Origin of the sequence: Aeromonas sp. QDB62 (assembly GCF_027705695.1) — a bacterium.
Classification (GTDB): Bacteria; Pseudomonadota; Gammaproteobacteria; order Enterobacterales; family Aeromonadaceae; genus Aeromonas; species Aeromonas allosaccharophila.
Map to the genome: position 1 here is coordinate 69,456 of NZ_JAPDCD010000021.1, position 13,956 is coordinate 83,411.

14 protein-coding genes are annotated in these 13,956 nt (G+C 60.9%); 6 read left to right on the top strand and 8 right to left on the bottom strand.

Annotation, left to right across the window (positions count from 1 at the left end):
- Window positions 1-12: 12 nt before the first annotated feature.
- Together OKC27_RS12210 and OKC27_RS12215 are read right to left on the bottom strand one after the other, a co-directional pair.
- A complete protein-coding gene (locus OKC27_RS12210) occupies window positions 13-555 on the bottom strand; it encodes a YtfJ family protein (protein ID WP_197927730.1) in 543 nt (180 codons plus the stop codon).
- Between the two features lie 220 nt (window positions 556-775).
- Entirely contained in the window at window positions 776-1,666 is an 891-nt protein-coding gene (locus tag OKC27_RS12215) for a hypothetical protein (RefSeq protein WP_270806317.1), read from the bottom strand.
- A 139-nt stretch (window positions 1,667-1,805) separates the two neighbouring features.
- On the opposite strand from OKC27_RS12215, the gene OKC27_RS12220 reads away from it, so the two are divergent.
- A complete protein-coding gene (locus tag OKC27_RS12220; RefSeq protein ID WP_270806318.1) occupies window positions 1,806-2,153 on the top strand; it encodes a hypothetical protein in 348 nt (115 codons plus the stop codon).
- A 27-nt stretch (window positions 2,154-2,180) separates the two neighbouring features.
- Here OKC27_RS12220 and ppa read toward each other — a convergent pair whose 3' ends face one another.
- The 3 genes from ppa to OKC27_RS12235 all read right to left on the bottom strand — a co-directional run bounded on the left by ppa (window position 2,181) and on the right by OKC27_RS12235 (window position 5,504).
- Window positions 2,181-2,711, bottom strand: coding sequence for an inorganic diphosphatase (gene ppa / locus OKC27_RS12225; protein WP_033137821.1), 531 nt, complete (start codon window positions 2,709-2,711; stop codon window positions 2,181-2,183).
- 220 nt (window positions 2,712-2,931) lie between these two features.
- A complete protein-coding gene (locus OKC27_RS12230; RefSeq protein ID WP_270806319.1) occupies window positions 2,932-4,512 on the bottom strand; it encodes a DUF3369 domain-containing protein in 1,581 nt (526 codons plus the stop codon).
- A gap of 110 nt (window positions 4,513-4,622) precedes the next feature.
- Complete coding sequence (locus OKC27_RS12235) at window positions 4,623-5,504, bottom strand: LysR family transcriptional regulator (protein WP_042079961.1); 882 nt, start codon at window positions 5,502-5,504, stop codon at window positions 4,623-4,625.
- A 158-nt stretch (window positions 5,505-5,662) separates the two neighbouring features.
- Between OKC27_RS12235 and OKC27_RS12240 the strand changes: the two genes are divergently transcribed.
- Window positions 5,663-6,064, top strand: coding sequence for an SMR family transporter (locus OKC27_RS12240; protein WP_042063140.1), 402 nt, complete (start codon window positions 5,663-5,665; stop codon window positions 6,062-6,064).
- Complete coding sequence (locus tag OKC27_RS12245; RefSeq protein WP_058052527.1) at window positions 6,052-6,372, top strand: SMR family transporter; 321 nt, start codon at window positions 6,052-6,054, stop codon at window positions 6,370-6,372. The genes OKC27_RS12240 and OKC27_RS12245 overlap by 13 nt, the downstream gene beginning before the upstream one ends.
- A gap of 78 nt (window positions 6,373-6,450) precedes the next feature.
- On the opposite strand, the gene gloA2 is transcribed toward OKC27_RS12245, so the two are convergent.
- The 3 genes from gloA2 to hrpB form a co-directional block, all read right to left on the bottom strand.
- On the bottom strand, window positions 6,451-6,852 hold the full coding sequence (gloA2, locus tag OKC27_RS12250; RefSeq protein WP_270806320.1) for an SMU1112c/YaeR family gloxylase I-like metalloprotein: 402 nt from the start codon (window positions 6,850-6,852) through the stop codon (window positions 6,451-6,453).
- 58 nt (window positions 6,853-6,910) lie between these two features.
- Window positions 6,911-9,229: a penicillin-binding protein 1B gene (gene mrcB, locus OKC27_RS12255; RefSeq protein WP_042656628.1), complete on the bottom strand. Its 2,319-nt coding sequence runs from the start codon at window positions 9,227-9,229 to the stop codon at window positions 6,911-6,913.
- 109 nt (window positions 9,230-9,338) lie between these two features.
- Entirely contained in the window at window positions 9,339-11,798 is a 2,460-nt protein-coding gene (gene hrpB, locus OKC27_RS12260; RefSeq protein WP_270806321.1) for an ATP-dependent helicase HrpB, read from the bottom strand.
- 174 nt (window positions 11,799-11,972) lie between these two features.
- Between hrpB and thpR the strand changes: the two genes are divergently transcribed.
- From thpR to dksA, 3 genes are all read left to right on the top strand, one after another.
- Window positions 11,973-12,530 (top strand): RNA 2',3'-cyclic phosphodiesterase, encoded by a 558-nt coding sequence (gene thpR, locus OKC27_RS12265; RefSeq protein WP_270806322.1) that lies wholly within the window; start codon window positions 11,973-11,975, stop codon window positions 12,528-12,530.
- Complete coding sequence (sfsA, locus tag OKC27_RS12270; RefSeq protein ID WP_270806323.1) at window positions 12,527-13,270, top strand: DNA/RNA nuclease SfsA; 744 nt, start codon at window positions 12,527-12,529, stop codon at window positions 13,268-13,270. Before thpR ends, sfsA begins: the two co-directional genes overlap by 4 nt.
- A gap of 119 nt (window positions 13,271-13,389) precedes the next feature.
- The gene (dksA, locus tag OKC27_RS12275) at window positions 13,390-13,839 is read left to right on the top strand and encodes an RNA polymerase-binding protein DksA (RefSeq protein WP_005335644.1); all 450 of its coding nucleotides are present in this window, start codon (window positions 13,390-13,392) and stop codon (window positions 13,837-13,839) included.
- The last annotated feature ends 117 nt before the right edge of the window (window positions 13,840-13,956 follow it).

Sequence of the window (13,956 nt, forward strand, 5' to 3'; positions counted from 1 at the left end):
TTTCTCTCTGACTTAGAGATGGGACTTGATGAGCCCCATCACGGTAGCAATGTTGTTGGCATCGAGCTGGCCATCTTTGGCAAACAGCACCTTGCCCTCTTTATCCAGCAGAATGATCGCCGAGCTTTCCGGCGTCAGATCCCAGGCGTTGCGCGCCATGCCCTTGGCATCCAGCACCATGGCGGACCAGGGGAACTCTTTCTTGCTGTCCTCGGCGCTGCTCTTCACGAAGCCGGAGGTGCCCCAGATGGCGTCATTGCTGTTGATGACGGTGACGGTCTGATACTTGTCATGGGGCAGCTTGGCGGCCTTGATCGCCTCGATCATCGGGGCGTTCAGCTCCTTGGCACTGGAGCGACCGGCAATATGCTGGATCAGGAATACCTTGCCGGTGAGCGAGGTGCTCTGCCACGGTTGGTAGCCGATATCCTTGCCGTTCAGTACCAGCTCACCCTTGTCACTGATATTGACCAGCGGCACCGGGTTGCCATCCTTGACGTTGTGAGCAAAGACCAGAGATGGCAGCAGCGCCAAAGTAAGTACCAGATGTTTCATCCTGATGACACTCCATTTGTTATGTTATAACGAGTTTCGGATTGAGGGAATGGGCGAGCTTCATCCTAAACTGATCGGATCTGTTTAAAAAGTGTTAAATAAGATCGCGGTTCAGAAGCGTCGGCGCCCCGCCAGTCAGGAGGTTGGCTGGCAAGGGCGGCTAGGATGGCATGACATCGATAAAAATCAATGAATTGGCTGCTGGTCTGAGCTGTCTGCGTCAGTAGAGCGACTCGCTGATGAGAGGGATCTTGGCCATGGTCATCTGTTGGGCCAGCAGGGACGAGCCGGTCAGCAGCACATGGCGCTGATTGTTGATCACCACCACATCACCGGGTACGCCACTATCTGCCGTAATGGCCAGCCAGGCAGGGGAGACGCTGCCGATGCTGATATCCGGATAGATGATGCTGAGCACATATTGCGGGGCCAACTCCGCCAGCAGGCTGGCCATCAACAGCGCCTTCTCGTCGCTGTCGGCCTTGTTATCCTGTAGTGCCTGCAGCGGCGGCGCGAAGTGATCCAGCTGCTCCGGCTGGGTAGGGATGGCATTCAACCACTCCTGCAGCAGGCTGACGCTGGTGGCGAGATCCTTGGCGGCAAACTGCTGCGCCAGCGGCTTGAGCTGACCCTTGAAGTGGTAGAAGAGCTGGGAGTAATCGGGTCGCACGCAAGGCAGCTTGCGATTGGCCGGATGGACGCAGGGCACCACCCTCATCTGGTAGAAGGCATCCTCCTGATACTGCTGGTAGGCTTGCCAGAACAGCAGCGACTCCATGCTGTTGTCCCGCAGGGTGAAGGCCTGCTCCAGATTGCGAAACTTGGTGGCGGTCTCGGGGCTGCTCTGGTTGATCAGGTTGATGCTGTTGTAGAGGCGCGGGCTGATGTAGGCGTAGAGCGTCTCCAGCGGATTGGTGAGGGAGGCCTCCAGCAGGCTCATCTCGTGGCGACTGGCGGCCATCACCTGATCGTCGGTGGTCAGCTGGAAGTGCTTGCGCTGGCCATCGGTGGATTGCCACTGCCAGCTCATGTTGATTTCGCTGGCGTTGCTTGTGGTGCCAAGGGTGGTGCAGAGAGTGAGGCTGAGCAACAGCGCGGGGATCGGCTTCATAGTGGTGCTTCCTGCCGTGGACGATAATTAACAACTAGGTGAGCCGGCACCACTTTGGTGATGTTTCGTTTTGTGATCTGGATAACAGATTGATGTGACTTTTAATTTAATTGTGAAATTAAGTCATTCTGGAGGGGTTATGAAGCCTTGGATCATAATGCTGTTTGGGCTGCTCAGCCTGCCAGCCATGGCGGGTCAGGTGATCGTCAACAAGGGGATGTCCGTTGCGGATACCTTTGCCCTGCGCGATCAGCTGGCGCGCGAACACGAATGGCAGGAGTGGCTGCGCTTCCAGCAGGCCATCAAGTGGCTGGAGGTGTTGCCGGTCAACTGCGAACTGATGAGCCAGCCGGGCGGCGGCTATCGCTGTGGCGGTGATTACTATCGTCCCTACCAGAAAGATGGCCGTGAAATATATATTCAGGGCAATCCTGCCGGAGATGCAGCCGGTCAGCTGCCGCAAATACCGACAAAAAAGGCGCCATAAGGCGCCTTTTTGCATACCGGATAACGCTTACTTGGCAGCGTAACGCTCGGCAGAGGTCTTGATCTCGGCTTCGGCAGCGGCCTTGTCGCCCCAACCTTCCACCTTGACCCATTTGCCCGCTTCCAGCTCTTTGTAGCGCTCGAAGAAGTGCTGGATCTGGGCGCGCAGCAGTTCCGGCAGATCGTTCACATCCTGGATGTGGTCGTATTGCTTGGTCAGCTTGGAGTGCGGCACGGCAACGATCTTGGCATCTTCGCCAGACTCGTCGGTCATCTTCAGCACGCCAACCGGGCGGCAGCGAATGACGGAGCCTGCCAGCAGCGGGTAGGGGGTTGGAACCAGTACGTCGACGGGGTCACCATCCAGAGAGAGCGTCGCGTTCACGTAGCCGTAGTTGCACGGATAGAACATCGGGGTAGACATGAAGCGATCGACGAAAATTGCGCCGCTGTCCTTGTCTACTTCGTATTTGATCGGGTCGGCATTCTGCGGGATTTCGATGATGACATAGATATCGTCGGGCAGGCTCTTGCCGGCCGGTACCAGGTTCAGGCTCATGATATTTCCTTCGTTGTTAGTATCAGGTTTGCAGGCCGATATTATAGCGATGTGATGTTAAATGACCATATTTCAGCGGATATCGCGGCCAAAGAAGAGATATGTTTCCGGTTTACGGTGCTTTGATGTGTTCTGGATGCAACAAAGCGGCAGTTTTGATGCCCTGCCGGTGATCTTGGTCATCGGCAGAGCATGGTGAGTGGCGAGTGAAACAGGTGGATCAGAGCGAGTAGGGGAGCCTCGACTCATTGACCAGCCGCGACAGGGCTGCCACCACTTGAGGGTCAAACTGGGTGCCGGAGCGGGACTGGATATACTCCATGGTCTGCGCCAGCGTCCAGGGCTCCTTGTAGGGGCGCTTGCTGAGCAGGGCGTCGAACACATCGACCACCGCCACGATCCGCGCCGACAGCGGGATCTGCTGGCCAGCCAGCTGTTCCGGATAGCCCTTGCCATCGAAGTGCTCATGGTGGCCCCGGGCGATCTCGGCTCCCAGCGAGAGGTAGCTGGTTCCCTCCACCATCTCGCCCGCCTTGTACAGAATATTGGCACCGATATCGGCATGTTGCTCCATGATGGCCCGCTCTTCCGGGTCGAAACGGCCGGGCTTGTGCAGGATATGATCCGGGGTGCCCACCTTGCCCACGTCGTGCAGGATGGAGGCCATGCCTATCATCTCGACAAACTCCGGGGTCAGCTGCTCGGGATATACAGCCATCTGTTGCAGCTCTTCCACCAGTGCATCGGAGAGTTTTTGCACCCGCAGCACATGCTCACCGGTATCGGAGTCGCGAAACTCCGCCAGCGCCGCCAGCGCCACCACGGTGGCCTCCTGGGCGCGCAGCAGCTGGTTATAGAGGTAGAGGTTGTCGTAGGCCGCCGAGATGCGCTGGCAGAAGACATCCAGCAGATCGCATTCGAGTGGGTCGAGAGGCTGGGTCGGAGTGAAGCTCAGCACGAACTCGCGCCCGTTCTGGGCGGCTATATAGAGGGAGTCCTGCGGATGCTCGAAGCGGTTGCAGCGTTCGTTCAACGCCTTTATCACCGACTCGTGCAGTGCCGGAAAGTCCTCAAGGAGCTGCTCTTCCAGCAGCCCTTCGTAGTCACCGGTCGCGGCCAGGATCTCCAGGCCATGTTGATCGGGACGCCGCTCGGCGCAGATGGCCCCTTCGGTGCCCACATCGAGAATGGCGCTGATCTGTTTCAGCACACCGGAGGCGAACTCCTTGAGTGAATGAAGATGATAGAGATCGCCCGCCCCTTCCAGAATTTTGCCGAGCCCCTGGCGGCTCTTGTCGATGGCGCTGAGGGTTTCGTAAGAGCGCAGGGAGGCGATGACGGTAGTGTAGAGCTTTTGCACCGTCAGCTCGGTCTTGGTCTTGTAGTCGTTGATGTCGTAATCGAGGATCACCCGCTGTTCGGGGGCCTGACCGGGCTGGCCGGTACGCAGTACGATCCGCACCAGCGAGTTGCGCATCTCGTTGCGGATCCGGTGTACCAGTCGCAGACCGGCATCTTCTGTCTCCATCACCACATCGAGCAGGATCAGGGCAATTCTGGGATTGGCTTCCAGCATGCGACCCGCTTCGGCGCCGCTGTAAGCATTGAGCAGTTCAAGCGGGCGCGACTTGTAGTGAATATTGGAGAGGGCCAGGCGGGTGGCGTGATGAATGTCAGGCTCGTCATCGACGATCAGCACCTGCCAGGGGTTGAGTGCCTTGGGGACCACGACCTCTTCATCATCGAGTTCGATGATGTCGTCGTCCAGCCAGATATCGTCCTTGTCTTGGGCACTGCTCATATCGGTTACGCCTCCGGCGCTCAATGAGTATGTGAACAGTATGCACGATCACATCCGGTCGGATCACCCGGATAATTGTAGAACGTGAGCGGGCTCTGTCTCTTTTTACTCTATTCAAAAGGCTCCAGATACGCCTGGATCGACTTTTTCAACCAGGCCAGCACCTTGCCGTGGTAGGCATTTTCCGCCAGATAGACGCCGTAGTCTCGCCACTGCAGGCTGAACTTGTGTTTCAGGGTCAGTAGGGAGCCCTGCCGCAGCTGGCTCTGGATCAGCGGCGAGGGGAGCACCGCCCAGCCAAGTCCGTCGAGTACCGCATCGCGCATCAGTTCGAAACTGGAGAGCCCGATGTGTTGGCCGCCGATGGGCAGCAGGCTTTTGACCGAGAATTCATCCACATAGGAGAGGGTGACCTGGGTGTGGTCGGTCAGATCCTGCTGCATCACCCGCTTCAGGCTGGCCAGCGGATGGCTGGGGGCCACCACCATCAGAGTGCGGATCGGGTTGAGCAGGTCGATATTGAGGCCGCTGCGCTCCTGATCCTCGGTGATAAGGCCAAAGGCGGCATCGACGAAACCCTCTTCCACCAGCGCAGGCAGTTCGGGTGGGGAGGCGAGCACCAGCGAGATACTGGTACCGGGGAACTGGCTGCGCAAGGCGGCCAGCATCTCGCGCCACACCGGCTCGGGGATTGCGTCATCGCGCGCAACCCGCAGTGCCACCTCGGCGCCGGAGGCGTAGTGTTCACACTTGAGCTTGAGGCTGTTGGCCGCCTGCAGCAGCCGTTTGCAGTCATCCAGCACCAGCTCGCCGATCTCGGTCAGGCGACTCTGATTGGCGCCGCGTTCAAAAAGTTCGACGCCTAGCTCCACCTCAAGGGAGGCGATGGCGGTACTGACGGCGCTGCGGCTTTTGCCAAGTCGTCTGGCGGTATTGGCGAGGGAACCACTGTTTGCTGATTCTACAAAGAGTTCTATCTGATAGAGCTTCATGAAGATGGGTCATGACGGAGTGTTCTGGCATTACCTTAGCCCGCCCGCGGATAACAAGGCAAACCGTCAGCGTCTGATAATTCGACGCTCAGCGATTCCTGACCGAGCCGCGACTGCGGCTATCATCTCTCCCGTCGCAGCAACAGAAGGAAAATTCTATGTTAATCAGTCGCATGCTTTTAGCACGCATATTCTTGACGGGGGCCATCCTCACCGAAGTGGCGGGGACATCCAGTATGGCGATGATCCCCGAGGATGCCGCAGGATGGCTGAACTATCTGCCGATGTGGGCCCTGATCACCCTCTCCTATCTACTACTGGCTCAAGCCGCCAAAACAATCTCCATTGGTATTGCCTTCGCGTTGTGGGAGGGGCTGGGGATTGCACTGATCACCATCGTCTCCGTGCTGTTCCTCGATTACGACCTGAACGCTCAGGAGCTGAGCGGTCTGGCGCTGGCAATAGTGGGTATTGTTATGGTGACCATGGGGGAAACCGGGGATGAACCGGTGCGCAGGAGAGTCACCCGTAACAGCAAGGAGGCGGTATGCACCCGTTAATTATCGTGCTTGGCGCGGCTTTGCTGGATATCGGTGCCAATATGGCGATCAACCGCTCGCGGGGTTTTCGCTACAAAGGGTGGGGCGTGTTGGGGATTATGCTGGTGCTGGGCGCCTTCACCCTGCTCTCCGAAGCGGTGAGCAGTGGCAAGATTGACCTTGCCGTGGCCTACGCCACCTGGGGCGCCATCGGTATTCTGGGTACCGCACTTGGCGGTCTGCTCATCTTCCGTGAGCGACTCAAGCCCATCGGCTGGGCCGGGATGGTGGTGATGGCGCTGGCCGTCGCCATGCTGACCACCGCCTGATAGCGCTTCATAGATGACAAAGCCGTCCGGTTTCGCCGGGCGGCTTTTTGTTTGGCCGATTGTTTGGCCGACGCAGGCTCAGCGCGGCGCTTCGTAGAGCTCCAGCGGCAGACCGTCGGGGTCGGCGAAGAAGGTGAAGCGCTTGCCGGTCAGCTCGTCCACCCGCACCGGCTCTACCGCGATCTGATGGGCCAGCAGGTGGGCGATGACCCGGTCGAGGTCGCTGACCCGAAAGGCGAGATGGCGCAGGCCGCACGCCTCGGGCGTCGAGGGGCGGCTGGGGGTGACAGGGAAGCTGAACAGCTCCAGCTGGCTGCCGTCCGGCAGGGCCAGATCCAGTTTCCACGACTGGCGCGCCTCGCGCAGGGTCTCGGCGATGATGGGCAGCCCCAGCACCTCGTGGTAGAAGTGGCGCGAGCGTGGGTAATCACTGGCGATGATGGCCACATGGTGGATGGCGTCAAACAGCGGAAAGGTCATGGTGTTTCCTTGTCAGCAGCATAGTGAACGGGCAGCCTGCGCTGCCCGTGTCGTTGATCTAGTTGAAGAAACCGCCGAACCAGTCATCCAGCGCACTGCGTGGCGTCGCGCTGCTGGCGCAACCGGCCGGGGAGCCCATGGTGGATGCCTTGGCCGGCACCTGCAGGCTGCCCGGGCAGTCGCTGGTGACACGGGTGCCGCTGGCGCGGGAGAAGTTGGCCCAGGTGACCCCTTCCGGCATCTTCAATCCCAGACTGTTGACGCCGCGCTGGCTCATGTAGCCGCTAAAGAGTTGCAGCGCGCCGCTGGCACCGGTCAAGCCCGCCGGGGTGTTGTCGTCGCGCCCGACCCAGATACTGACCAGCTCGTTGTTGTCCATCCCGGCAAACCAGGAGTCGCGCAGCTCGTTGGTGGTGCCGGTCTTGGCTGCCATGGTGGCGCCGGGGAACTTGGCACTGAGCGCGCGGGCCGTGCCCTGACTCACCGTCTTGGTCATGGCGAACAGGGTCAGCCAGCTTGCTTGCTGATCGGTGACCCGCTTGGCGGTCTGATCATGCTGATAGAGCAGGCTGCCATCCCCCTTGACCACGGCGCGGATCGCCGACAGCGGCTGGGTCAGCCCCTGATTGGCGATGGGCAGATACATCTGGTTCACCTCCATCGGCGAGAGGGCTACCGCCCCCAACACCAGCGACGGATAGGGCTGGATCTCCTGCTGGACCCCCAGCTTGTGCAGGGTATCGACCACTTTTTCCAGCCCGACCTGCAGACCCAGATTAACGGTCGGCACGTTGAGGGAGCTGGCCAGCGCATCCATCAGCGGCACGCTCTGGCGGAACTTGCGATCGTAGTTTTGCGGCGTCCAGACCTGACCATCCTGACCGCGAATGCGGATCGGCTGATCTTTGAGCGGAGTCGCCAACGTCAGGCCGTTGGAGAGGCCGGTGAGGTAGACCGCCGGTTTGACCAGAGAACCGATCTGGCGGCGGGCATCCAGCGCCCGGTTGAACCCGGCATAGCGGGGATCGCGGCCACCCACCAGTGCCACTACTTCGCCCTTGTGCCAGTCGGAGACCACCATGGCCGCCTCCAGCTTCTTCTTACCGCGCAGTTTTTCGATATCGGCGAGGCCCGATTCGACCGCCCGCTCGGCGGCATGCTGGGCGATGGGGTCGAGACTGGTGAAGATCTTCAGGCCAGACTGCTTGAGCAGATCGGCGCCGAAGCGGCTCTGGATCTCCCGCTTGAGCAGCCCCATAAAGGCCGGGGTGCGACCATAGCTCATCTGGCCACGGGCGATGATGCCAAGGGGCTGACGGCTGGCCAGCTCATATTCGGCCTGGGTCAGGCTGCCGTGATCCATCAGCAGCTTCAACACCAGATCACGGCGGGTCTTGGCCCGCTCCGGGAAGCGCCAGGGATCGTAATAGGAGGGGCCTTTCACCAGACCGACCAGCAGGGCGACCTGATCGATATCCAGCTCGTTGACCGGAATGCCGAAGTAGAAGTAGGAGGCAAGCCCGAAGCCGTAGACCCCTTGCGAGAAGTTCTGCCCCAGATAGACCTCGTTGATATAGGACTCGAGGATCTCGTCCTTGCTGTAGCGATAGTCGATCAGCACCGCCATATAGGCTTCCTGCAGTTTTCGCCACAGGCTGCGTTCACGGGTCAGGAAGAAGTTCTTGGCCAGCTGCTGGGTGAGGGTACTGCCCCCCTGCACGGTGCGACCCGCGATCAGGTTGGCGAACATGGCACGCATGATGGCCACCGGCGAGACGCCGCCATGCTGGTAGAAGTCGCGATCTTCGGTGGTGAGCAGGGTCACCAGCAGGCTGTCGGGCACCTCGGCGATGCGCACCAGCAGGCGATCTTCCCGATCCTCGGTATTGAGGCGATCGAGCAGCACCGGGTCCATCTGGGCGTAACCGAGCTGGCGCTGGTTCTCCAGCGACTGGATCCCCTCAAGGCGCGGGCCGTTGAAGGTGAGGCGCAGGCCACGGGCCCCGTCGGCGCCGTCATAGAACTCGAACGGACGGCGAATAAGCTCGATGCGGTTGCCGTTGATGGTGTATTCACCCGGCGTGTGAGGCTGGCGCACCTGCTTGTAGCTCAGCATGTTGAGCTCGCGCAGCATCTGGTCTCGCGACAGGCGCTGGCTGGGGTAGAGCTCCAGCGGGCGGCTGTAGACCATCACCGGCAACTGCCACTTCTCGCCATCGAAGCGCTCGCGCACCTTGGTATCCAGATAGATGCCGAACACCACCATAAAGGCCGCCACCACCAGGGAGAGCTTGAAGCCAAGCCAGAACAGCTTGCGCCAGATGGTGCGTTTGGGAGCGGCCTTCTTGGGAGGGCTCTTGCGTCGTTGGGTTGCCATGGTTCCTCTTTACCTGTTCATCATTATTCGTTGTGTTGCCATCGCGGCGTAATCGAACGATCGCGGCCGATTATCCATCAAATGGTCGGTGAGATTTCGTTCATCGAACCTATATCCCCATCTTCTTCTTGGTGACCCTGGTCGGCATCGCCTCCAGCGGATTATCCGGCCAGTAGTGGCGGGGATAGCGCCCCTTCATCTCTTTTTTCACCTGCTCGTAAGAGCCTGCCCAGAAGGCGGCCAGATCGGCGGTGATCTGCAGCGGCCGCTGGGCGGGGGAGAGCAGCTCCACCACCAGCGGCACCCGGCCATCGGCCACGCAGGGGGTCGAACCTTGTCCGAACATCTCCTGAATACGCACCGGGATCACCGGTGCCTGCCCCGGCTGATAACGGATCCGCACCCGGCTGCCGGTGGGGGCCGCAAAGTGGCTCGGCAGCGCCTCGTCCAGCCGCTTGGGCAGTGGCCAGGGCAGGGATTGGCGCAGGATGTCACCGAGGTTGAGCTTCTTCAGCTGCTCCAGCCGGGTCATGCCGCTCACCGTTGGCAGCAGCCACTGTTCCAGCGTGGCCAGCAGGTCTTCCTCGTCCATTGCGGGCCACCCCTCATCGGGCAGCCAGTCGCGGGCGCAGCGCAGACGGGCCAGCAGCCCTTCGCTGCTTTCGTCCCACGGCAGCACATGCAGCCCCTTGCGGCGAATGCCTTGCAGCAGGCAGCGCCCTTTCTGCTCGTCAGAGAGTTCGGTCAGCGGTCGCTGGCTCAGCACCAGCTCGCCGATCACCTGCTGGCGTTCGGCGCGCACCCGCTCTTCCCGTTCATCCCAGTCGAACCACTGCCGTTCGCTCACCAGCTCCGGCAGCAGGCGTACCAGCTCGTCCAGATCGACCGGTTCGGCGATAAAGATGCGGCTGCCGCGATCGTTCTGCCCCATCTCGATGGCGATAAGGGCTGCTTGTCCCTGACAGGGATGACCTTCTACCAGATCGCAGCTCACCCCACCACTGAGTTGATAGCGACTGCCGCTGCGCAGTTTGCCGATGCGATCCGGCCAGGCGAGGGCGCAGAGCAGCCCGAGCCACTGACCCTGCGCAGTGGCAGGGCGGGCGCCAAGCCGTTCAAACCAGCGGGCCGCGCTCTGGCGCAGGGCGCTTTGACGGCGATGGAACAACACCGAGAGGCGCTCCGATCCTCGCAGATCTTCTTCCTGCAACGCCACCAGATATGCGGCATCGGCGACAATCCCTGTCAGACCCTCTGACTCCAGCTCGCGGGCGCGCAGCAGCATGCGGGCGAGGCGAGGGTGGGTACCGAAGGCGGCCATGGCACGGCCAGCGGGAGTGAGTTGTTGCTCACCCTCCGGCTTTATGGCGCCAAGGGCCACCAGCAGCCGCTGGGCGCTGGCCACCGCGGCGGCGGGAGGCATGTCCAATAGCGGCAGATCTTCCACCTTTGCCCCCCACTGGGCGGCGTCCAGCAGCAGGCCGGTCAGCTCCTGAGTGAGAATGTCTGGTGGGCTCTGCTCGGCGAGCCGCTCCTGCACCTCGCTGCTCCAGAGCCGGTAGCAGACGCCGGGGCCGAGACGACCGGCGCGACCGGCCCGCTGGGTGGCGGAGGATTTGGCTATCTGACGGGTCTCCAGTCGAGTGACGCCGCTTTTCAGAGCGAACGAGGCCCGTCGCTCCAGCCCGCTGTCGATCACCACCGAGATCCCCTCGATGGTGAGGGAGGTCTCCGCCACATTGGTGGTGAGCACCAGCTTACGGCGGCCCGCAGGCGCCGGTTCGATGGCCGCTTGCTGCGCCGCCATGTCGAGGCGACCGTAGAGGGGGGCGAGGGTCACATCATCCGGCAGTTTGTCTGCCAGCCCCCCTTGTAACCATTGCGCCAGTCGCTCGATCTCCCCCTGTCCCGGCAGAAAGACCAGCAGGCTGCCGCGGTGGGCGGCCAGCGCTTCGAGCACCACGGCACCGACCTGCGGCTCCAGCCACTGCTGGCGGTTGGCGGGGCGGTAGTGGTAGTCGATGGGAAAACCGCGCCCCTCGGAGCGAACCACAGGGGCATCCGGCAACAAGGTCTCGAGTGCCATGCCATCCAGAGTGGCGGACATCACCAAGAGCTTGAGGTCATCGCGCAGCCCTTGCTGGCTCTCGATGGCGAAGGCGAGCGCGGTATCGGCGTGCAGACTGCGTTCGTGGAACTCATCGAAGATCACCAGCGAGACGCCGGTCAGCTCAGGGTCTTGCTGCAACATCCGGGTCAGCACCCCTTCGGTGACGATCTCGAGCCGGGTCGCTGCGCTGGTGCGGCTCTCGCCGCGAACCCGCAGGCCGATGCGCTCGCCCACCTTCTCCCCCAGCTGGCGCGCCAGAAAGCTGGCGATATTGCGCGCTGCCAGCCGCCTTGGCTCCAGCATGATGATACGGCCGGGCAGCCGGTTCTGGCGCACCAGCTCCAGCGGCAGCAGGGTCGATTTGCCCGCACCGGGGGGCGCCTGCAAGATCACGCTGCTGTGGCTGTCGAGGGCGGCAAAGAGTTCGGGCAATACCGAAACGATGGGGAGCTGGGACAAAGCGATGAGCACCTTCTGTAGCAACCGGTAAAACGGCGCCTATTCTGCCACAGCCACCCGCGCCACCGTGAGTGGATGTGCGGAGATGGTCACTCGGGCGGCTGGCGAGACATGGCCGGATGGCTGCCATAGAATGGGCCCATCCAATGAGCGTGAAAAAGGCATTATCACCACATGGCCAAACTCTTCTTTGCCCTGCCCGTCAAGGAGCTCGCTCCCGAGCTCATCGCCTGGCGCGATCAGCAGCCCTGGCCCGGTCAGCCGGTGCCGCAAGCCAACCTCCACCTGACCCTGGCCTTTCTGGGGGAGGCGGACGAGGTGACCACCCGCCGCCTGATCGCCGCCGTGGAGCGCCAGCACTGTCCGCCGCTTGCCATCAGGCTGGATGAGACCGGCTGGTTCAGTCGGGCCAAGGCCGCCTGGATTGGCCCGAAGGAGTGGCCAAACGAGCTGAACGTGCTGGCCCGGGCGCTGCGCCGCCACGGTGAGAAGCTGCGTCTTGGCAATGGCGAGCAGGGTTATCGCCCCCATGTCACCCTGTCGCGCAAGGCGGGCGAGGCTCCTGCATCCCTGCCTGCCCCCGATTTTCTGCTGCAGGCCGATGAGTTCTGCCTCTATCAATCCATCTCGACCCCGGACGGGGTACGCTACGAGCCGCTCGCCTGCTGGCCGCTGCGGGCAAGAAGCAAAGAGGGATTGGATAATGAAGACCAACGGAGGGCAAACCCGTGATCTTTGATCCCCCCCTGCAATCGGGCCAGCTGGTGGCCCGCTACAAGCGCTTTCTGACCGATGTGCAACTCGATAACGGCGAGGTCATCACCATCCACTGCGCCAATACCGGTGCCATGACCGGCTGCGCCGATCCGGGCACCCGGGTCTGGTACTCCACCTCCGACAACCCCAAGCGCAAACTGCCCAACAGCTGGGAGATCGCCGAGAGCCCGGCGGGCCACTTTATCTGCGTCAATACGGCGCGCGCCAACCAGATCGCCCGCGAGCTTATCGAGCAGGAGGCCATCGCCTCGCTGGCGGGTTACAGCCGGTTGCGCACCGAGGTGAAATATGGCGAAGAGAACAGTCGCATCGATCTGCTACTGGAAGATGACGAGAAGGGCAATTGTTATATCGAGGTAAAATCGGTGACCCTGCTCGACGAGCGTGATCAACTGGGCATGGGTTACTTCCCCGATGCGGTCACCGCCCGTGGTGCCAAGCACTTGCGCGAGCTGATGGCGATGAAAGCGGCGGGCCACAGAGCCGTGCTGCTCTTTATGGTGTTGCACTCCGGAATAAGCCGGATGCGCCCTGCAACCCATATAGATCCGCACTATAGTCTGCTAATTGAGCAGTCAATTGCGGCGGGGGTTGAAATTTTATGCTATCGGCCCCATGTTGGGGTGCATGGCATGGTGGCCCAAGGTTTCATCCCATTTGAATCTGGTCACCTGTTACCCGAGGGGAGTGCATAAATATTGGAGTGGGTAACATTATTGGTACGGCTCGTTTGCTTACCCGTTACCCTTCTGCTATAGATGTCGCCCTCAATTTATGGATGGCACGGGTAGCGTGCTGAATTAGGAGACAGGGCATGCCAACAGGCGAAAACAGGAAATCTCTGGGCCCCCTGGCCATTGCGGGTGTCGCGCCTTACCAGGAAAAGCCGGGTGAGGAGTACATGAATGACCAACAAAAGGCGCATTTTCGCAAGATCCTGGGTGCCTGGCGCAACCAACTGATGCAGGAAGTTGATCGTACCGTCGACCATATGAAAGACGAGGCTGCCAACTTCCCGGATCCCGTGGATCGTGCCGCGCAAGAAGAAGAGTTCGCTCTTGAACTGCGTACCCGCGACCGTGAACGCAAGCTGATCAAGAAGATCGAGAAGACCTTGCAGCTGCTTGAAGACGATGATTTCGGTTACTGCGAACACTGCGGTATCGAGATCGGTATCCGTCGTCTGGAAGCCCGTCCGACTGCCGACCTCTGTGTCGATTGCAAGACGCTGGCCGAGATCAAGGAAAAACAGATGGCCGGTTGATCCCGACCCTCTGGTATATGAAAAAGGGAGCTCGCGGGCTTAATGCCGATCAGTTAAGGATCCATTGACCGATCCTCCTGATGTGTAAAAATCCGAAACCTGTTGATTGGTTTCGGA